The organism is Pararhodobacter marinus, from assembly GCF_003122215.1.
Taxonomy (GTDB): Bacteria; Pseudomonadota; Alphaproteobacteria; order Rhodobacterales; family Rhodobacteraceae; genus Pararhodobacter; species Pararhodobacter marinus.
In genome coordinates this window covers 234,289-254,399 of record NZ_QEYD01000005.1, presented here as the reverse complement: position 1 = coordinate 254,399, position 20,111 = coordinate 234,289, and the positions used below count along the sequence as shown (strand labels likewise).

Here is a 20,111-nt window from a genome sequence, read left to right as displayed (position 1 = left end):
AGGGCGCCCGGCGTGAACGCTCCTTTCCCCACCGATTCCAAAACGGAAGAGCCCGTCGAACTCGGCGCGCTGACCGGGTCGGTGGGGTTCATGCTGCGGATGTGCCAGACCCGTGCCTACGACCAGTTCTTCCAGGAGTTCCTGTCAACGGATGTCACGCCCGGCGTGATCACCCTGCTGTGGGTTCTGGACCTGAATCCGGGGTTGAAACAGGGCAATGTAGGCCGCACCCTCAACATCAAGCCCGCGCATATGACGAAGCTGGTCCAGCGGCTGGTGAAGGCGGGTTATGTCGAACGGCGCGTCCCGCCCGAGGATCGCCGCTCGATCCGGCTGCACCTGACCGCATCGGGGCGCGACTATCTGAACCGTTACCGCGAGCGTTTTCTCGCGGTCCACAAAGCCGAGCGCGTCGGTCTCAGCGACGCCGAGATGGCCACCCTGCTGGCGCTTCTCAACAAACTCAATTTCGAAGAGGCTCCCGAATGCCCGTGAACATGGACGAAATCGTCGCCATCGACATCCATACCCATGCCGAGGAACCCTGCGACACCTGCCGCGACGATGGCTACAACGAGTTCCAGGCGGGCATGGCGCGGTATTTCAAGAACCCCGCCGGGGTCGAAGGGATGCTCCCCACCATCGAGCAGACGGCTGAGTATTACCGCGAACGCAAGATCGCGGCGGTGATCTTCCCCGTCGATGCCGAGCGCGAGACCGGCTTCCGGCGCTACCACAACGAGGAAGTGGCCCAGATCGCCGCGGCCAATGACGACATCCTCATCCCCTTCGCCTCGATCGATCCGCACAAGGGCAAGATGGGCGTGCGCGAAGTGCGCCGTCTGGTACGGGATTTCGGCATCAAGGGGTTCAAGTTCCACCCGACCTTCCAGGGCTTCTATCCCAACGACCGCATGGCTTATGGCATGTACGAGGCCATCCAGGACGAAGGCGCCATCGCGCTGTTCCATACCGGCCAGACGGGCGTCGGCTCGGGGATGCGGGGCGGCATGGGGATGCGGCTGAAATACTCGAACCCGATGTACCTGGACGATGTCGCGGTCGATTTCCCGGATCTTAAGATCATTGCCGCCCACCCCTCGTTCCCGTGGCAGGAAGAGGCGCTGTCGGTCGCGATGCACAAGCCCAACGTGTATATCGACCTGTCGGGCTGGTCGCCGAAATACTTCCCCAAGATCCTTGTGCAATATGCCAATTCGATGCTGCGCAAGAAGATGCTGTTCGGATCGGACTGGCCCGCGATCACGCCCGATCGCTGGTTGTCGGATTTCGACAAGGCAGAGTTCAAGGAAGACGTGAAGCCGCTGATCCTGAAAGAGAATGCCCGGCGGCTTCTGGAGATGTAACGAGAGGGCCTGAGCAACGGGCAAGGAGTGACAGCCGTGACGGGACCGCAGACGCAGATCGCGCCGCACCGTGCCGCTGTCACCGTCGCTCTGGCCAGAGATTGTGAGGAACATGCCGCAGGTCCGTCGACCCCAAGACGCCGGACCGCACGCCCGGGAAACCTTCCGGGCCACGCGGCCACAGAACGGACAGGCTGCACCCGCTTGTTCTGAAACGCACGGACCGGGGCCCCAAGATCCCGGAACCGGCACCCAGGGTGTTCAGAGGAGGAAGAACCATGAAACTGACCCGAATCGCTGGCCTGACGCTTGCCGCGTCCGTCCTCGCGTTCAGCGCCGCTGCCCAGGACCGCGTCCTGCGCATCGCCCCCGCCGCGCCGCCTGCCCACCCGGCGAACGGCGTTCTCTACACCAACTTCGCCGAGTATCTGCCTGAAGAATCCGAAGGCCGTCTGGGCACCCAGATGCTGGGCCCGGAAGTGGTGAACCTTGGCCAGATGAAGGACGCCCTGCTCAGCCAGGTCGCCGAAGTCGGCAACTTCCTTCCGCTCTATTTCCCCGCCGAGCTGCCCTACATGTCGCTCGCCGGTGAGCTGTCGCTCACCTCGGGCAACAGCCAGGCGGCAGCGGCCGCGATGACCCAGTTCATGGTCGAATGCGAGCCCTGCCAGCAGGAAATGACCGATTTCGGCTTCGTCTATCTGGGGTCGGGCGCGTCGGACGTCTACGAGATCCTGTCGACCCGTCCGGTGCTCTCGGTCGAGGACCTGAACGGCCTGCGCCTGCGGTCGGGCGGTGCGCCCTGGGCCCGTTTCGCCGAGCATTTCGGCGCCGTGCCCGCGCAGATCTCGGTCAACGACACGTTCGAATCGATCAGCCAGGGCGTCGTCGACGGCTCGATGGCCTCGATCGCCGACCTGATCTCGTTCCGTCTGGTCGACGTCATCACCGACGTGACCTTCCTGCCGCTGGGCCTGTATCAGGCGACCTCGAACTTCCACACCTCGGGCGTCACCTGGGCCAGCCTGTCGCTGGAAGACCGTCAGGCCATGGCGCGTGCGGCGAACCGCGCGAACGCGGACTTCACCGACCGCTGGGGCCGCTCGATGCCGGAAGAGGCGGAAGCCGCGGCGCGCGAGGCGGGCATCAACCTGCACGAAGCCAGCCCGGAATTCATCGCCGCGGTTCAGGAATTCGTGGCGACCGAAGCCGAAACCGCGGCCGAAGTCTCGGCCGAGCGCTACGGCATCGAAGACGCCGCCGAGCGCGTCGCCCGCTTCCAGGAGCTCTACAGCTACTGGGAAGGCGTCGCCACCGAGGTGAACAACGAGCCCGAAGCCATGGCGCAGCGCGTCTATGACGAGGTCTGGGCGAACGTCGATTTCTCGACCTACGGCCAGTAATCTCACCCGGACCGCCGGGGGCGCTTGCGCCCGGCGGTCCCCCTCTGCCCTCATCCTTGCAGAGCCCCCTGCCCGCTCTGCGGAGATCCCCGATGAACCGTCTGGAACAAATCCAAGACTCGGCGCTGGCGCTGCTGGCGTTTCTGGGTGCGATCGCGACACTGGCGCTGATGGCGCATGTGGCGCTGGACATCACCCTGCGCAACCTCTTCAACAGCCCGATCCCCGCCACTTTCGAGGTGGTCACGCATTACTACATGGTCTCGCTGGCCTTCATCCCGCTTGCCTGGGTCGAGAAATCGGGCGGCATGATCTCGGTCGAGTTCATCGACGGCTTCCTGAGCCCGCGCACCCGCCGCGTCTCGGACCGGCTCGTTTCGCTTGTCACCACGCTGGTCTATGCCCTTCTGGCCTGGGTCACGCTACAGACTGCGCTGACCAACATGGCGCGCGGCAGCTTCCTGATGGCCAACCAGACGCGGGTGCTGACATGGCCCGCCTACTGGATCCCGCCGCTGGGCTTCGGGCTTGCCGCGCTCGTGGTCTTCATCCGGTTGATTTCCCCGATCCGCGATCCGCGCGTCAAGGACACTGAAGCATGAGTATCACCGTCGGTTTCGTCGGCGTCGCCGCCCTGTTCGTCCTGCTGGCCCTGCGCGTGCCGGTGGCCATCGCGCTGATCGGCGTGTCCTTCGGCGGTGTCGCCTGGATGCTGGGCCTGACGCCCGCCATCGGCATCATCGCCAACACGCCCTTCAGCTTCATTGCCAGCTGGACCCTGTCGGCGGTGCCGATGTTCCTGCTGATGGGCTTCATCAGCTATCACGCCGGCCTGACCGCCGGCCTGTTCGAAGCCGCAAAGGCGGTGCTGCGCCGGATCCCGGGCGCGCTGGCGATCTCGTCGATCTTCGCCTGTTCGGGCTTTGCCGCCGTCTGCGGCTCGTCGCTGGCCACCGCCGCCGCCATGGGCCGGATCGCCATCCCGGAAATGGTGCGCTCGGGCTATTCGCCCAGCTTCGCCTCGGGCTCGATCGCGGCCGGGGGCACGATCGGCGCGCTGATCCCGCCCTCGATCCTGATGATCGTCTACGGCGTCTTTGCCGAGACCTCGATCACGCAGGTCTTCGTGGGCGGCATCACCATCGGCATCGTCACCGCGATCAGCTATTCGATCATCGTTCTTCTGACCTGCTGGCTACGCCCGGACATCGCACCGCGTCGCCCGCTCGACGCCGACGATCTGGACACGAAGAAGGCCCTTCTGAACATCTGGCCGGTGCTTTTGCTGATGTTCGTGGTCTTCGGCGGCCTGTTCTCGGGCTTCTTCACCGCCACCGAAGCGGGCGCCGTCGGCGCCTTGGGCGCGCTGCTCATCGGGCTGGCCACGCGGCGGCTGACCTTCCCGATCTTCCGCACCTCGATGATCGAGACGCTGCAAACGGCGGCCTCGCTGTTCATCATCGGCATCGGCGCGGCGATGTTCACCCGCTTCCTGGGCATGACCGGCCTGTCGGGCTTCCTGTCGAACTTCGTCGCCGGGGCTGAGCTGGAATACTGGCAGCTCATGCTGATCGTCGTGGTGATCTACCTGATCCTCGGCATGTTCATGGAACCCTTCGGCGCGATGATGGTCACGCTGCCGGTGCTTCTGCCGATCTTCCGCCAGGAAGGCATCGACCTCGTCTGGTTCGGCGTGCTGCTGGTCAAGCTACTGGAAGTGGGGATGATCACGCCGCCCGTCGGCATGAACGTCTTCGTCATCCGAAACGTCGCGGCGAAATACGCGACCGTCACGCAGATCTTCCGGGGCGTGGTGCCGTTCCTCGCCGCCGATCTGGTGGTGGTGTTCCTGACCATCGCCTTCCCTGCCTTCGTTCTTTATCTGCCGAGCCTGATGTGACCTACCAATCCGATGCCGATGCGATGATCGACGCGCTCAACCGCACGCCCAACTGGGCGCGCGTGCGGGGCGCGGTCGATGACGAGACCCTGACCTCGATCCTGTCCGAGGCAGCCAAGGTGGCCGAAAGCGTGGTGGCGCCGGTGGACATCCCCGCCGACCGCATCGGCGCGGTGCATGAAGGCGGCAGGGTCCGCGTCCCCGAGGTCTATCACGCGGCCTTCGACGCCGTGGCCGAGGGCGGATGGATGGGACTGGAACAGGCCGAGGAATACGGCGGCATGGGGATGCCGCTGAGCCTGTTCGCCGCCGCCAACCCGCTTTTCGAACGCGCGGCCCCTGCTTTCATGATGGCGGTGGGCGGCACCCGCTCGGCGGCGCTGTTGTTGACCGAATGGGCCGCACCCGAGATCCGCGACGACTGGGTTCCCGCGATGATCGCGGGCGAGCGCTGCGCGACGATCTGCATTTCCGAACCCGGCGCGGGCTCGGATGTGGGACGCATCCGCACGCGGGCCGAAAAGGACGGCGAAACGTGGCGGATCAGCGGGCAGAAGATCTGGATCAGCTTCGGCGACCATGACCTGCGCGAGCGCATCGGCCATTGCCTGCTGGCGCGCACGGGAACCGAGCCCGGCACGCGCGGCCTGTCGCTGTTCCTGGTCGAGCGCGGCCCCGGTGTCACCTGCGAGCGGATCGAAGAAAAGCTGGGCCTGCACGGCTCGCCCACCTGCGCGCTGCAATTCGACCGGGCCGAGGGCAAGCTCATCGGCGAGGAAGGGCGCGGTCTGGCCCAGCTTTTCACCATGATCCGCCACATGCGCCTGACGGTCGCCTGCCAGGGGCTGGGCACGGCGCTGAAATGCTACGATATCGCCGCCACCCATGCGCAGGACCGGATGCAGGGCGGCAATCCCAATGAGCCGCCGGTCGCGATCATCAATCACCCCGATGTCCGCCGTCAGCTCATCGACCTGAAATCCGCGATCGACCTCTACCGGCTGGCGATGCTGGAAGCGGCGACCTCGGCCGATTTGTCGGCCGAGGACGACGATCTGCGCCGCCTCAACGCCTGGATGCTGCCGCTGATCAAGAATTTCGGTGCCGAGCTGGGCTTCGACACGGCGGGCAAGGCGATCATGGTGCTGGGCGGGTCGGGCTTTACCAAGGATTACCCGCTGGAGCAATCGCTGCGCGACAGCCGCGTCTTCGCGATCTACGAGGGCACGACCGGCATGCAGGGGCAGGATTTCTTCCTGCGCCAGACGCTGGGCGACGGGGGCAAGGGGCTGGGCGTGTTCCTCGATCGTGCGCGCGCCGAATGCGCCGATCATCCCGCGCAGGCGCAGGTGATCGAGGATTTCGCCGCCTTCATGACCCGCGCCATGGCCGAAACCGATCGCGAGCGGCAGGCGGGCATGGCCGACGGGGTGATGCGCGCGGGCTGGGTCGCGCTGCAGGCCTGGATGTCGGTACGCATCGCGGACCGGCCCGAAGCCGCCTATTTCATGGCGCAGGCCCCCGCGCAGCTTGCCCTCTGCATCGCCCGCGCCGAGGCGCCGCTGGGCTGATCGGTCCGGGCGGCAGGGCCAATCTTGCGGTGCCACCGGCGTTGCAAACGGGTCGCGCTGCCCTGCGAGCTTTGGGCCTTGACGGGCTCGTGTCTTGATTATCGCTGGGCAGAGCGGCACATAAAGGCGGACCCTCCGGCTGCGTGCCGGGCTTTATCCTTGCTCCGCGTCACCCGCTGACGCCCGGACAGCCGCGAGATCCGCCATGCCGATGCCCCGTTTCCTGACCGCCCGCCGCCTTGCCTCCGCGACGGCCCTTGCCGCGCTCCTCGGCTCGCCCGCCGTGGCGCAGAGCCTCGATTTCAGCGTCGGGCGCAGCATGCGCGGGCCGTCCGAAGGCACGATCTTCGCCACGCTGGAATACCACGCGCCCGCGAGCTTCGTCTCGGGCGGCTGGAGCGGCGGCTGGGCCGGGGCGCTTCGGGTGTCGGATGACGGCGACGGCTGGATCGGCGCGGGCTATGCGCTGGAATACGATCTGGGCGCCAACTGGTACGCGCAGGGCAGCTTCATGCCGGGCTATTATTCCGCAGGCGGCACGGCACTGGGCCACAGCGTCGAGTTCCGCACACTGATCGGCGTGGGCTATCGCTTCGACGCGCTGTCCAGCGTCGATCTGACGCTCGACCATATGAGCAATGCGGGCCTTGGCAGCAGCAATCCGGGGATCGAGATCCTGTCCATCGGCTATAACCGCCGCTTCTGAGCGTCACGCCCCTGGTCTGGGCACCGCGGCAAGCCGCCTGAGGCTGTCCATGAATTGCGCCTGCGCGGCAGTGGGCAGCCAGTCGGCGCGCGTGGTGACGCCGATCGCGCGCGCCGTGTCGGGCAGCGCCACGTCAAGCCGCGCCAGCGCGCCCAGGGCGATCTCGGCGCTGGCCTGCAAGCGGCTGATGCAGCCGATATGGTCCGACAGCGTCAGCAATTCGCGCATCAACACCGCCGATCCGCATTCGATCATCGCGGGCCGCGTCACCGCCGCGCCGCCCAGCCGGTCGAGCGCATGGTCGAACTGCGCCCGCGCCGGGGTATCGGCGCGCGGCACGATCCACGGAAACCGCGCCAGCGCCGCCACATCGGGCCGTCCCGTCACCAGCGGATGCCCCGGACGCGCCACCAGCACCAGATCGTCGGTGAAAAGCCGCTCCTGCACCACGTCGGGCACCGGCACGGGCTGGCGCAGCGCGCCGATCAGCAGGTCGATCTCGCCCCGTCTCAGGCCCGACAACAGGTCGTCATAGGGGCCGTCCATGATCCGCAGAGGGATACGTGGGCGCTTGGCGCGGTAATCGGCGACCACCCGTGGCAGCACGCTGGAGCGCGACAGCGGCATTGCGCCGATGACGATCTGCCCCGCCTCGCGCCCGGCCAGATCGGCCAGTTCGGCGCTTGCCTGTTCCAGTTCGGAAAAACACAGCCGGGCCGCATCGGCCAGAAGCTGCGCCGCGCGCGTGGGCTCCATCCGCTTGCCGCTACGCAGGAAAAGCGGGCGCGCGGCCTCGGATTCCAGCTGCGACACGGCGCGGTGGACGGTGGGCTGCGCCAGCCCCAGCCGCTGGGCCGCACGGGTGAAATTCTGCGCATCGCGCACCGCGATCAGCGCCTGAAGCTGCGCGCGCGTGGCGGTCAGCACCAGCCGCGGCGCCACCCCCGCCAGCGACAGGTCCAGCCGCCCCAGCGCGCGGCGCACCCGGCGCCCGAACAGCGCGCCCGCCTCGGTCGGGCCCGAACCGTCGCGCCCGTGATGGATCAGCGCCATGCCCGCCTCGGCCTCGAGCCGGGCCATCGCCTGCGACGCGGCAGGCTGCGAGACATGGCAGGCCCGCGCAGCCGCCGTGATCGACCGCCGGTCCAGCACCGCCAGGAACACCCGCAGATGCCGCAGGCTGGGTGTCACTTGCCGGACGCTTTGTGCAATGCCGCCAGCAGCGCGTCGGCGCGCGGGCCGAAGCCGTCCTCCACCGCCACGCCCAGCCCGCCGATCTGCGCCTGCCAGTCCGCCGTGGCGCTGGCCATGCGGTCGGGCAGGCCCAGCTCGACCAGCGTCTTGGCGACCTCGCGCATCTCGGCGCTGCGGCGGTTGCCATGCACCGCCATTCGCTCGAAGTTATAGGCCGAACGCTCGGTCCAGTCGAAACCCGGATCGCTGGCCTGCAACGAGGCGAGCACCCTTTCGTCCACCCCTGCCAGCCGCGCGCCGAGCAGGCATTCGGCGGTCAGGGCCTCGATCCCCTTGATCATCACCGAACGCATCATCTTGATGGTCGAAGCCTGCCCGACCCGGTTTCCGACCACCTTGGGCCGCATCCCCAGTGCGCCAAGCGCCGTCGCGGCATCCTCGGCATGGGGACCGGCCACCAGAAGCGGCACGCGGGCCTGCAAGGGATGCACCGGCGCCATGATCGCCACGTCGACATAGCGCCCGCCCGCGGCCTCGATGGCCTCGGCGGCCCGCGCCTTGGCGCCGGGCGAGCAGGAATTGCCGTCGAACCAGAACGCGCCTTCGGGCAGAACGCCCGCACAGTCGCGCGCCGCCTCCTCGGCCCGGTCGGCGGTGACAAGGCACCACACGGCCCCTGCCCCGGCCAAGGCCCCGGCCCGCGTGTCGGCGTGACGCACATCGAGCGCCTTCATCTGATCCGCGAGCGGGCGCAGATCGAAGCCCGAAACGCTGTCGAGACCATCGCGCGCGATGCTGCCCGCAAAGGCGCGCCCGGCCTCGCCAAAGCCGATGAATGCCAGCCTGTCCATGATGATTCCCTTCTTGCCTGCCCGGACCGTTATAGCACACCCTTATGAGACGGCACGGCTTTCGGATTGGACATTCCGGTGCCATTTCCGCACATTTCCGCGCAGTTCTGGAGGAACCGATATGACCGAGAAGAAAACCGCGCTCATCGTCAGCGCCCATGCCGCCGACTTCGTCTGGCGCTGCGGCGGCGCCATCGCGCTGCATGCCGAGCTGGGCTACAACGTCACCGTCGCCTGCCTGTCCTATGGCGAGCGCGGCGAAAGTGCCCGGCTGTGGAAAGAGGGCAAGACGCTCGACGAAGTGAAATCGATCCGCAAATCCGAGGCCGAGGCTGCGGCCAAGGCGCTGGGGGTTCACGATCTGGTCGAATTCGATCTGGGCGATTATCCCATGGACTTCACCCGCGACGACCGCATGAAGCTGGTGCAGGTCATGCGCGATGTGCAGCCGTCCTTCATGATGTCGCATTCGCGCTGGGATCCGTACAATTCGGACCACATGAACACCACGCAGATCGTGCTGGAATGCCGCGCCACGGCGCAGGCTTGGGGTCACAACCCGGGCGAGAAGGTGCTGGGCGCGCCGCAGGTCTACCTGTTCGAGCCCCACCAGACCGAGCAGATGGGCTGGAAACCGTCGGTCTTCCTCGACATCACCCCGGTCTGGGAAAAGAAGAAAGCCGCGATGGAGGCCATGAACGGCCAGGTCCACCTGTGGGAATACTACACCCGCGTGGCCCAGCAGCGCGCCAACCATTTCAAGCGCAATTCGGGCGGGATGTCGGGCGGGCGCGACTGCAAATACGCGGAAGGCTTCGAGTCGATCTTCCCGCGCACGGTCGACGAACTCTGAACCACCGATACCCGGGGGGCTGCGGGGGCCGTGACAGGCGCCCGCAGCCCGTCCGTTTCACACAAAAGGGGATCTGGATATGGCAGTCGTCGTCCAGAATATCGACCGCGCCGACAAGGCGGTCATCGAGGCGCTTGGCAAGGCGGGCGTCGCCACCGTGCACGAGGCGCAGGGCCGCACCGGCCTGATGCAGGCGCAGATGCGCCCGATCCAGCAGGACCTGACGATCGCGGGCTCGGCCGTGACGATCTCGGCCGCGCCCGGCGACAACTGGATGATCCATGTCGCCATCGAGCAGCTGCAGGCGGGCGATGTGATGGTGCTGGCACCGACCTCGCCCTGCGACATGGGCTATTTCGGCGACCTGCTCGCCACCTCGGCCATGGCGCGCGGCTGCAAGGCGCTGATCATCGATGCGGGCGTGCGCGACACGCGCGACCTGCGGCAGATGGGGTTCGGCGTCTGGTCGACGCATGTCTCGGCCCAGGGCACGGTCAAGGAAACGCTGGGCTCGGTCAACGTGCCGATCGTCTGCGCGGGCGCGATGGTGAACCCGGGTGACGTGGTGATCGCCGATGACGACGGCGTGGTGATCGTGCCCCGCGCGAAGGCGGCCGAGGTGCAGGCGGCGGCGCAGAAGCGGCTGGACGCCGAGGAAGCCAAGCGCGTGAAGCTGGCGGCGGGCGAGCTGGGGCTTGATATCTACAACATGCGTCCCCGGCTGGCCGAGAAGGGCCTGAAATACATCTGAGGGAACGAGGGGGCGCTGCCCCCTCGCACTCCCCCGCGAAGGGGGGCTGTCTGCCCCCCTTCGATCCCCCCGAGGATATTTGGAGCGTAAAGATGGGCAATCCTGTTGAGGACGGTATCCCCTGCCTGTGGATGCGGGGCGGAACCTCGAAGGGGGCGTATTTTCTCGTCTCCGACATGCCGTCGGACGTGGCGGCGCGCGATGCGCTGTTGCTGGCGATCATGGGCTCGCCCGATGCGCGCCAGATCGACGGGATCGGCGGCGCGGATCCGCTGACCTCGAAAGTGGCGATTCTGGCACCGTCCACGCGCGAGGATGCGGATGTGGATTACCTGTTCCTGCAGGTCTTCGTCGACCAGGCGCTGGTGTCGGACGCGCAGGCCTGCGGGAATATCCTGGCAGGCGTCGGGCCGGCGGCGATCGAGCGCGGGTTGGTCGCGGTCGCGGGCGACGAGACGCCGGTGCGGATCCACATGCTGAATACCGGCGAGGTGGCGAAGGCCGTGGTGCAGACGCCGGGCGGGCGCGTGACCTATGCGGGCGAGGCCCGTATCGACGGCGTGCCCGGCGCGCACGCGCCCGTGCCGCTGATGTTCCAGAATATCGCCGGCTCGATGTGCGGGGAATTGCTGCCCTCGGGCAACGTGGTCGACGAGATCGACGGCGTCGAGTGCACGCTGATCGACAACGGGATGCCCTGCGTGATCATGGCGGCCGAGGCTTTCGGCAAGACCGGGCAGGAAAGCCGTGAAGAGCTGGAGGGCGATGCCGCACTGAAGAAGCGAATCGAGGCGATCCGGCTCAAGGTCGGGCCGATGATGAATCTGGGCGACGTCACCGAGAAATCGGTGCCGAAGATGACACTGGTATCCGCCCCGCAGGCGGGCGGCGCGATCAATACGCGCTCGTTCATTCCGCATCGGGCGCATGCCTCGATCGGGGTTTTCGCGGCGGTGAGCGTGGCGACGGCCTGTACGCTGGAGGGGTCTCCGGCGGCGAAGCTGGCGGCGATCCCGGAAGACGGGCGCTACCTGATCGAGCATCCGACCGGCGCGGCGGAGGTGCTGATCGAGACCGGCGAAGACGGGCAGGTCACCGGGGCGGGCACGCTGAGGACCGCGCGGAAATTGTTCGACGGGCGAGTCTTTCCGCATGCGTGACCTTGGCGCCCCCTGACAGGGCGCCCTGCCCCATTCCAGAAAAAACAAAGGGTTGCGCGAAAGCGGCAGCCCTTTTTTCATGCGCTGCCCGCGCCGGGTTCCGGATCCGTCATTCGCGCTTGCATCTGTGGCTTTCATGATGTATTCAAGATTTCGAATTTGTTGTTATATCGGACCTCAACCGGGCCCGGACCAACCCAACGAAGCCCGCTTCCCGCGTATCCGGCCCCGCATTGCCGGACAAAGGTCAAGGAGACGAACATGGACCCCAAATCCCTTACCGAGGCGCTGTCGGTCTCGCCCCAGATCAGCGTCGCGGATATGGTCGAAGCGAAGGCCCAAGGCTTTCGCGCGATCATCTGCAACCGCCCCGATGGCGAGGGCGCCGATCAGCCCAGCTTCGACGAGATCGAGGCCGCCGCCGCCGCGCAGGGGATGGAGGCGCGCTATGTCCCGGTCACGCCCGGCCTTGTGCAGGACGCGGATGCCGAGGCCATGGCGCAGGCTTTGCGCGAGCTGCCCGGCCCGGTCCTCGCCTATTGCCGCACCGGCACCCGCTCGGCCACGCTCTGGGCGCTGAGCGAGGCGAAGAGCCGTCCCCTGCCCGAGATCCTCGCCGCGACGAAAGCGGCGGGCTACGACATGAACGGCGTGGCGCGGCGTATCGCCAATGGCGGCAAGACACCCACCGATACCGGCGACGCGCAGTATGACGTGGTGATCGTCGGCGCCGGTGCGGGCGGGATCTCGGTCGCGGCCTCGCTCAAGGCGCGCAAACCCGATCTGGACATCGCGCTGATCGATCCCGCCGATATCCACTATTACCAGCCCGGCTGGACGATGGTCGGCGGCGGCATTTTCGAGCCGCAGGACACCGCGCGCGTGATGGGCAGCCTGATCCCGCGCGGCGTCCATTGGCTGAAATCGGCGGTTGCCGCTTTCGAGCCCGCGAATAACGCCGTGATCCTCGATGGCTGCCGGGTGGTGAAATATACCCGGCTGATCGTCACGCCGGGCCTGAAGCTGGACTGGGCGAAGATCGACGGTCTGGTCGAGACGCTTGGCCGCAACGGCGTGACCTCGAATTACCGCTACGACCTTGCGCCCTATACATGGGAGCTGGTGCAGACGATGCGCGGCGGGCGGGCGATCTTCACCCAGCCGCCGATGCCGATCAAATGCGCGGGCGCGCCGCAGAAGGCGATGTACCTGTCGGCCGATGCCTGGCTGAGGCGCGGCGTTCTCAAGGACATGAATATCCAGTTCAACAATGCGGGCGGCGTTCTGTTCGGCGTGAAGGATTATGTTCCGGCACTGGAAAAGTACGTCGAAAAATACGGCATCAACCTGAACTTCTTCCACAACCTCGTGGCCATTGACGGGCCCGGCAAGACGGCGACCTTCCGCGTGTCGAAACCCGATACCGAGCCCACCGAGGTGACGATGGACTTCGACATGATCCATGTCGTGCCGCCGCAGGTCGCACCCGATTTCATCCGCGTCTCGCCCCTGGCGGATGCGGCGGGCTGGGTCGATGTCGATCAGGCGACGCTGCGCCACAAGAGCCATGACAATATCTGGTCGCTGGGCGACGTGATGAACGCACCCAATGCCAAGACCGCCGCCGCCGCCCGGATGCAGGCGCCGGTCGTGGCGCAGAACGTGGCCGACGATATTGACGGGCGCGCACCTTCGGCCCGGTACAACGGCTATGGCTCTTGCCCGCTGACGGTCGAACGCGGCAAGATCGTGCTGGCGGAATTCGGATATGGCGGCGCGCTGCTGCCGAGCTTCCCGAAAGTCCTGATCGACGGCACGAAGCCCAGCCGCGCGGCGTGGCTGCTGAAGGAAAAGCTGCTGCCGCCCGTGTATTGGAAGGGCATGCTGCGGGGCAAGGAATGGATGGTCACCCCCGAAAAGGTGACGGCCCGCCCGTCGTGATCCCCGGGGCGCCGGCCCCGTAGCGCCGGCCCTTTGAGCGCCGGCGCCAACCAGAGCTGTTGAGAGACGTCTGAAATGTCCGTGAAATTTTCGAGATACCTGCCCGTGCTGGATTGGGGCCGCCGCTATGACCGCGAGGCCCTGTCCAATGACATGATCGCCGCGGTGATCGTGACCATCATGCTGATCCCGCAATCGCTGGCCTATGCGCTGCTGGCGGGCCTTCCGCCCGAGGCGGGGATCTATGCCTCGATCGTGCCGATCCTGCTTTACGCGGTCTTCGGCACCTCGCGCGCGCTGGCGGTGGGGCCGGTGGCGGTGGTGTCGCTGATGACGGCGGCGGCGATCGGCAACATCGCCGAGACCGGCACGATGGGCTATGCGCTGGCGGCGCTGACGCTGGCCTTTCTGTCGGGGGCGATGCTGCTGGTGATGGGGGTGTTCAAGCTGGGATTCCTGGCGAATTTCCTGTCGCATCCGGTGATCGCGGGCTTCATCACCGCATCGGGCATCCTGATCGCGGCAAGCCAGGTCAAGCATATCCTCGGCGTGCGTTCGGAAGGGCATACGCTGATCGAGGTGGTCGAGACGCTGATCGCGCATCTGGGCGAGACGAACGCGATCACGCTGGTGATCGGGGTCTCGGCCACGGCCTTCCTGTTCTGGGTGCGCAAGGGGCTGAAACCCCGCCTGCGGGCGCTGGGGCTGGGGCCGAAAATGGCCGATGTGCTGACCAAGGCGGGGCCGGTGGCGGCGGTTTTCGTGACCACGCTGGCGACATGGGCGCTGGGGCTGTCAGAGCGCGGCGTGTCCGTCGTGGGCGAGGTGCCGCAATCGCTGCCGCCCCTGACGATGCCGTCCTTCTCGCCCGACTTGCTGAGCCAGCTTTTCGTGCCGGCGCTGCTGATCTCGGTGATCGGCTTCGTCGAGTCCATTTCGGTTGCGCAGACGCTGGCGGCCAAGAAGCGCCAGCGCATCGACCCCGACCAGGAACTGATCGGGCTGGGCGCCGCGAATATCGGCGCGGCCTTTACCGGGGGGTACCCGGTGACGGGGGGCTTCGCGCGGTCGGTGGTAAATTTCGACGCAGGCGCCGAGACCCCGGCGGCGGGGGCCTTCACGGCGGTGGGCCTGGCTATCGCGGCGGTGGCGCTGACGCCCTTGGTGTTCTTCCTGCCGAAGGCGACGCTGGCGGCGACGATCATCGTCGCGGTGCTGTCGCTGGTGGATTTCTCGATCCTGAAGAAGACATGGACCTATTCGAAAGCCGATTTCTTCGCGGTCGCGGCAACGATCCTGCTGACACTGGGCTTCGGCGTGGAAACCGGTGTCTCGGCGGGGGTGATCCTGTCGGTGGGCCTGCATCTCTACAAGACGTCGAAGCCGCATGTGGCCGAGGTGGGGCTGGTCCCGGGCACCCAGCATTTCCGCAACATCAACCGCCACAAGGTCGAAACTCATGAGGCGCTCCTGACCCTGAGGGTCGATGAAAGCCTGTATTTCGTCAATGCCCGCTATCTCGAGGACCTGATCCAGGACCGGCTGGCCTCGGGGCAAAAGATCCGCAACGTGGTGCTGATGTGCTCGGCCGTGAACGAGATCGATTACTCGGCACTCGAAAGCCTCGAGGCGATCAATACAAGGCTGAAGGATCTGGGCATCGGTCTGCACCTGTCCGAGGTGAAAGGGCCGGTCACCGACAAGCTGGGCAAGACGCATTTCCTCGACCAGCTCAACGGTCGCGTCTTCCAGTCGCAATACGACGCCTGGCGCAGCCTGACGGGCGCGCCCCGCCCGCTTCCGGCGTCGGAAAGCGCGGCGTGACGCGACACGAAGAAGGGGGGCTGTCTGCCCCCCTTTGGCTGCGCCCCTTCACGCGCGCCGCGTCGGGCGATTTCACATCTTTGTTCTGGAAATATCCTCCAAGGGGTCCGGGGGATGGAAAATCCCCCGGCGGCGCGAGGGGGCTCGATGCCCCCGAGCGCAGCCCCTTCGGCTTCGGCAGCGGCCTTACAGCGTCATGATCCGTGCCGACGCATTGGCGTAATCGTAGCTGCAGCGCACCTCGATCACCTGGCCGCCGCGGCTGACCTGCAGCATCACGTCGCGCGACGACGCCATGCCGTCGGCGCCGGTGATCTCGCGCGTGCCGGCCACGCCCTGAACGCTGAAGCCGGCATCGCCGCCCGCGCGCATGCAGGCGGTTTCGGCGTCGCTGGCCGACGGGGTCATGCCCGTCGTGGGCGGCGAGGCCACGGGGGCCGCCGGCGCGGGCGCGCGGGCATCCGAGCCGATCAGCGGCATGCCGCGCCGGAAATCGCGCATCTCACCGCAGGCCGAAAGGACGGTGACGCCGGCCAAAAGGCCCATTAACCAGATTTTGCGTGTCATAGCGCTCTCCACCTCGGGGGCGCTAGGGACGCCCCTTTTATTCGTCCGCGCCGATCAGGGCGCGGGCGGCGCCGCGCGCCGCGTCGGTAATGGTATCACCCGAGATCATGCGGGCAATCTCATCCACGCGCTCATCGGCTGAAAGTGGCGTGACCCGGCTCAGCGTCTGCGCCTCTTCGACCCGCTTCTCGACCCGCCAGTGATGGGCACCCAGCGCCGCGACCTGCGGCGAATGCGTGACCACCAGCACCTGTGCGCCCTGCGCCAGCGCGCGCAGCCGGCGGCCCACCGCATCGGCGGTCGCCCCGCCGACGCCGCGGTCGATTTCATCGAAGATCAGCGTCTGGCTGCCCTCGTCACCGGTCAGGCAGACCTTGAGCGCCAGCAGAAAGCGCGAAAGTTCCCCGCCCGAGGCGATCTTGTTGAGCGCGCCTGCCGGCGCGCCGGGATTGGTGGCCACTTCGAAGGTCACCGCATCGGCGCCGTCGGGGCCCGGCTCGGCGGGCGCGATCACCGTCTGGAACACGGCGCGTTCCATCTTCAGAGGCGCCAGTTCCGCCGCCATCGCCGCGTCGAGCGCCTGTGCCGCTTTCTTGCGTGCCTCGGTCAGCGCCGCGCAGGCCGCATCATACTCGGCCCTGGCCGCCGTTTCCGCCTGCGCAAGCCTGGCCAGCCCGTCATCGCCCGCATCGAGCGTCTCAAGCCGTTCACGCAGGGCCGCGGCATGGGCGCCCAGATCGTCGGGCAGGACGGAATGCTTGCGCGCCAGCCCCCGCAACGCGAAGAGCCGTTCCTCGACCCGGTCCAGCTCGGCCGGGTCGAATTGCAGCGCATCGAGGCAGTGATCGACCTCCGAGGCCGCGTCCGAAAGCTCGGCCATGGCCCGCCCCAGCGCCTCGATCGCCGCGTCGAGCCGGCCCTCCACGCTGTCCGAGGCGTCTTCGAGCCAGCGCAGCGCATCCGTGGCGAGCCGCTCGGCGCCGTCTTCGCCCAGGGCCTGACGCGCGCGCGCGACATCGCCCGCAACGCGCTCGGCGCCCTGCATCAGGCGGCGGCTGGTGTCGAGCTCGGCTTCCTCGCCCGGCTGCGGGTCGAGCTGGTCGAGTTCCTTCACCGCGTGGCGCAGGAAGTCTTCCTCGGCCTTGAGGGCCTGCAGCCGGTCGGCGGCGCCCTCGCGTTGGCGGCGGATGTCGGAGAGTTTGCGCCAGGCCGCGCGGGTGGCCGCGATCAGCGGTTCGGTCCCGGCATAGGCGTCGAGCAGCTGGCGATGGCCGCGCGGGTTCAGCAGCCCCCGGTCATCGTGCTGGCCGTGCAGTTCCACCAGCGTGTCCGACAGCGCGCGCAGCACCTCGCCCGAGGCGCGGCGGTCGTTGATCCACGCGGTCTTGCGTCCCTCGGCGGTGTTGATGCGGCGCAGGATCAGCTCGTCCTCGCAGGGGATGCCCGCCTGTTCCAGAACCGCGCGGCCCGGATGACCGGCCTCAAGGTCGAAGACCGCTTCCACTTCGCCCTGCCGCGCGCCCTGCCGCACCAGATCGGCGCGTCCGCGCCAGCCCAGCACGAAGCCCAGACTGTCCAGCAGGATCGACTTGCCCGCCCCGGTTTCCCCGGTCAGCACGTTGAGGCCCGGCTGGAAATCGAGATCCAGCCGGTCGATCAGCAACATGTCGCGAATAGCCAGGCTGCGCAGCATGGCGGCCTTTGTCCCCGTCAGAGCCAGTCGCCGCGAACGGTCTGGCGATAGATATCCACGAGCCAGCTCGTGCCCGAAGCCTGATCGGACAGGCCGGCGGCGGTGAGCAGGTCGAAACTGTCCTGATAGAACGGGTTCGAGCGGAAGTTGTAGCCCAGGATCGCGGCCGCGGTCTGGGCTTCCTGTCGCAGGCCGAGCGCGAGATAGGATTCGACCAGCCGGTGCAACGCTTCGGGCGTGTGGGTGGTGGTCTGGAATTCCTCGACCACGACGCGGAAGCGGTTGATCGCCGCCTGGTAATTGCCCCGGCGCAGGTAGTAGCGGCCGATCTCCATTTCCTTCGCCGCCAGCCGGTCGAAGGCAAGGTCGAATTTCAGCACCGCAGAGCGGGCATATTCGGTGTTGGGATATTGCTCGATCACGATGCGCAGATGCTGCAGCGCCTGGAAAGTCAGGCCCTGATCGCGGCCCACATCCTCGATCTGGTCGTAATAGGTCAGCGCGATGATATAGGCGGCCCAGGCGGCATCCGGATCGCCGGGATACTGGTCGAGGAAGCGCTGCGCGGTGGCGCGGGCTTCTTCGTAATCGCCGGCGCGGTGCTGGGCATAGGCCTGCATCACGATCGCCCGGCGCGCCCAGTCGGTATAGGGATAGATCCGCTCGACCTCGCGGAAATAGCGCAACGAGGCTTCGGTGCGGCGGTTGTTTTCCAGCACATATTCGCCACGCGCGAAGATTTCCTCGGCGCTGTAGGCGTCGAGCGGTTCGTTCTCGCCCACTTCGTTCGAGCAGGCGGCCAGTGTCAGGACCAATGCCCCCGTTACCAGCAGCGACGCCCCTTTGCGAAAGCCGGGCTTGTTGCCGCTGCCGACCATGCCGTGCCTCATTCCTGTCACGTCCCTGTTTCGTCGCGCCTGTCCGGTCACGTCCGTATGCTCAAAGCCCGTCCCGGGCCGAATCCGTGCCGCCCGTATCTCGGGGCGGGTGCCGGGGTCTCGTAGCACGTTTGCCGGGCGCACGCAAAACGCCTTTGCGCGGAAAAGTGCCGGTCATGGCGGGGCTTGCGGCAGGCCGAGGTGCAGCGCTTTGTGCGAGACGGACGGCGCGGCTTGTAGCGAAACGCAGCCTGCGCCCGGGGCGGCCCGGCGGGATCAGGCGGTGGCCAGCAGGTCCTCGGCGCTGACACCGGCGCCGGGCATGGAATGCGCGCTCTCGCCCTCGACCACGACCCAGTCCCAGGCCGACCGGTCGGCCATCAGCGCGCGCACCAGGCGCCCGGTCAGGGTGTGCCCGGCGCGATGGCCCACATAGCGGCCGATGATCGGCGCGCCGGCGACGGCAAGGTCGCCCATCGCGTCGAGCATCTTGTGGCGCACGGGCTCGTCCGCGCGGCGCAGGCCGCCGGGGCTGAGCACCGCGCCGCCTTCGACGACGACGGCGTTTTCATAGGTCCCGCCCAGGGCAAGGCCATTGGCGCGCATCCGGTCCACGTCTTCCTGACGGCAGAACGTCCGGCAATCGCTGAGCTCGCGCACGAAAGCGCCGTTGCACAGGTCCAGCTCGCAGGTCTGGTGGCCGATCGCCGCATCGGGAAAGTCGATCTCGAAGGCGATCGACAGATGCGGCGCGGGTTCCAGCCGGGCCCAGGCGTCGCCCATGCGCACCTCGACCGGCTTGCGCAGCCGGATGGCGCGCAACGGCGCATTCTGAACGCGTGCACCCACGGCGACGAAGGCCGTGACGAAGGGGCGCGACGAGCCGTCGAGGATCGGCACTTCGGGTCCGTCGAGCGTGATGCGCGCGTTGTGGATGCCGCAGCCCGCCAGCGCCGCCATCAGGTGTTCAATGGTCGCCACGGTCACGCCGTGTTCGTTGCCGATCTTGGTGCAGAGGTTGGCTTCGATCAGATGCTCGGGCCCGACTTTCACGCGGCATTCGCGCAGGGGGCGGTCCAGATCGAGGCGGTGGAACACCACACCATGGCCGGGCGCCGCAGGGTGCACGGTCAGGGCGACGGGCAGGCCCGAATGGAGGGCGGTGCCCTCGAACCGGACGGATGTCGACAAGGTGGTTTGCACGAAGCGGTCCTCGAGGGGGGTGGCGCCCATTCGGGCTGCACAATTCATCTGCTCTGGTGTCGAGGTTAATATGAAGCGCGGGCGGGTTCCTCAAGTCACGCTTTGTAACACGATGTAACAGAGGTCTCACGCATGCGCGAGTTTTCGCGCAGCCCCGGCAGAGATCAACTATTCCATTGTTTTACATACGAAAAGGGCCGGTTTGAAACCGGCCCTTCGGGAAGTTTGTGACAGCGATGTGATCGCGGA

18 protein-coding genes are annotated in these 20,111 nt (G+C 67.1%); 12 read left to right on the top strand and 6 right to left on the bottom strand.

Going from position 1 to position 20,111, the window contains the following annotated elements; genetic code table 11:
* Nucleotides 1–12: 12 nt before the first annotated feature.
* From C4N9_RS09965 to C4N9_RS09935, 7 genes are all read left to right on the top strand, one after another.
* The gene (locus tag C4N9_RS09965) at nt 13–495 is read left to right on the top strand and encodes a MarR family winged helix-turn-helix transcriptional regulator (RefSeq protein ID WP_109533175.1); all 483 of its coding nucleotides are present in this window, start codon (nt 13–15) and stop codon (nt 493–495) included.
* Complete coding sequence (locus tag C4N9_RS09960) at nt 486–1,367, top strand: amidohydrolase family protein (protein ID WP_281260126.1); 882 nt, start codon at nt 486–488, stop codon at nt 1,365–1,367. Before C4N9_RS09965 ends, C4N9_RS09960 begins: the two co-directional genes overlap by 10 nt.
* 278 nt (nt 1,368–1,645) lie before the next feature.
* Nucleotides 1,646–2,770, top strand: coding sequence for a TRAP transporter substrate-binding protein DctP (gene dctP, locus C4N9_RS09955; protein ID WP_109533174.1), 1,125 nt, complete (start codon nt 1,646–1,648; stop codon nt 2,768–2,770).
* A 92-nt stretch (nt 2,771–2,862) separates the two neighbouring features.
* Nucleotides 2,863–3,372 carry a TRAP transporter small permease gene (locus tag C4N9_RS09950; RefSeq protein ID WP_109533173.1) on the top strand — a complete coding sequence of 170 codons (510 nt, stop codon included), beginning with the start codon at nt 2,863–2,865 and terminating at the stop codon, nt 3,370–3,372.
* A complete protein-coding gene (locus tag C4N9_RS09945) occupies nt 3,369–4,670 on the top strand; it encodes a TRAP transporter large permease (RefSeq protein WP_109533172.1) in 1,302 nt (433 codons plus the stop codon). The genes C4N9_RS09950 and C4N9_RS09945 overlap by 4 nt, the downstream gene beginning before the upstream one ends.
* Complete coding sequence (locus C4N9_RS09940; protein ID WP_210404009.1) at nt 4,667–6,241, top strand: acyl-CoA dehydrogenase family protein; 1,575 nt, start codon at nt 4,667–4,669, stop codon at nt 6,239–6,241. Before C4N9_RS09945 ends, C4N9_RS09940 begins: the two co-directional genes overlap by 4 nt.
* Before the next feature lie 205 nt (nt 6,242–6,446).
* A complete protein-coding gene (locus C4N9_RS09935) occupies nt 6,447–6,947 on the top strand; it encodes an acyloxyacyl hydrolase (RefSeq protein WP_109533171.1) in 501 nt (166 codons plus the stop codon).
* Nucleotides 6,948–6,950: 3 nt separating this feature from the next.
* Here the strand turns inward: C4N9_RS09935 and C4N9_RS09930 are convergent, their stop codons facing one another.
* Together C4N9_RS09930 and C4N9_RS09925 are read right to left on the bottom strand one after the other, a co-directional pair.
* Nucleotides 6,951–8,138: a LysR family transcriptional regulator gene (locus C4N9_RS09930; RefSeq protein WP_109533170.1), complete on the bottom strand. Its 1,188-nt coding sequence runs from the start codon at nt 8,136–8,138 to the stop codon at nt 6,951–6,953.
* Complete coding sequence (locus C4N9_RS09925) at nt 8,135–8,992, bottom strand: DUF1932 domain-containing protein (protein ID WP_109533169.1); 858 nt, start codon at nt 8,990–8,992, stop codon at nt 8,135–8,137. The genes C4N9_RS09930 and C4N9_RS09925 overlap by 4 nt, the downstream gene beginning before the upstream one ends.
* Nucleotides 8,993–9,113: 121 nt before the next feature.
* Between C4N9_RS09925 and C4N9_RS09920 the strand changes: the two genes are divergently transcribed.
* The 5 genes from C4N9_RS09920 to C4N9_RS09900 all read left to right on the top strand — a co-directional run bounded on the left by C4N9_RS09920 (nt 9,114) and on the right by C4N9_RS09900 (nt 15,521).
* Entirely contained in the window at nt 9,114–9,845 is a 732-nt protein-coding gene (locus C4N9_RS09920) for a PIG-L deacetylase family protein (RefSeq protein WP_109533168.1), read from the top strand.
* Nucleotides 9,846–9,924: 79 nt separating this feature from the next.
* Complete coding sequence (locus tag C4N9_RS09915) at nt 9,925–10,596, top strand: 4-carboxy-4-hydroxy-2-oxoadipate aldolase/oxaloacetate decarboxylase (protein ID WP_109533167.1); 672 nt, start codon at nt 9,925–9,927, stop codon at nt 10,594–10,596.
* Between the two features lie 92 nt (nt 10,597–10,688).
* Entirely contained in the window at nt 10,689–11,756 is a 1,068-nt protein-coding gene (locus tag C4N9_RS09910) for a 4-oxalomesaconate tautomerase (protein ID WP_109533166.1), read from the top strand.
* Nucleotides 11,757–12,017: 261 nt separating this feature from the next.
* Nucleotides 12,018–13,697: a bifunctional protein tyrosine phosphatase family protein/NAD(P)/FAD-dependent oxidoreductase gene (locus C4N9_RS09905; RefSeq protein WP_109533165.1), complete on the top strand. Its 1,680-nt coding sequence runs from the start codon at nt 12,018–12,020 to the stop codon at nt 13,695–13,697.
* 75 nt (nt 13,698–13,772) lie between these two features.
* Complete coding sequence (locus C4N9_RS09900; RefSeq protein WP_109533164.1) at nt 13,773–15,521, top strand: SulP family inorganic anion transporter; 1,749 nt, start codon at nt 13,773–13,775, stop codon at nt 15,519–15,521.
* A 186-nt stretch (nt 15,522–15,707) separates the two neighbouring features.
* On the opposite strand, the gene C4N9_RS09895 is transcribed toward C4N9_RS09900, so the two are convergent.
* From C4N9_RS09895 to lpxC, 4 genes are all read right to left on the bottom strand, one after another.
* Nucleotides 15,708–16,088, bottom strand: coding sequence for a hypothetical protein (locus C4N9_RS09895; RefSeq protein WP_146195147.1), 381 nt, complete (start codon nt 16,086–16,088; stop codon nt 15,708–15,710).
* Between the two features lie 37 nt (nt 16,089–16,125).
* Nucleotides 16,126–17,781, bottom strand: a complete 1,656-nt coding sequence (gene recN / locus C4N9_RS09890) for a DNA repair protein RecN (RefSeq protein WP_109533162.1) — start codon at nt 17,779–17,781, stop codon at nt 16,126–16,128.
* A 17-nt stretch (nt 17,782–17,798) separates the two neighbouring features.
* Nucleotides 17,799–18,671 carry an outer membrane protein assembly factor BamD gene (locus tag C4N9_RS09885; protein WP_245902510.1) on the bottom strand — a complete coding sequence of 291 codons (873 nt, stop codon included), beginning with the start codon at nt 18,669–18,671 and terminating at the stop codon, nt 17,799–17,801.
* Nucleotides 18,672–18,935: 264 nt separating this feature from the next.
* Nucleotides 18,936–19,862 carry a UDP-3-O-acyl-N-acetylglucosamine deacetylase gene (gene lpxC, locus C4N9_RS09880; RefSeq protein WP_109533282.1) on the bottom strand — a complete coding sequence of 309 codons (927 nt, stop codon included), beginning with the start codon at nt 19,860–19,862 and terminating at the stop codon, nt 18,936–18,938.
* Nucleotides 19,863–20,111: the final 249 nt, after the last annotated feature.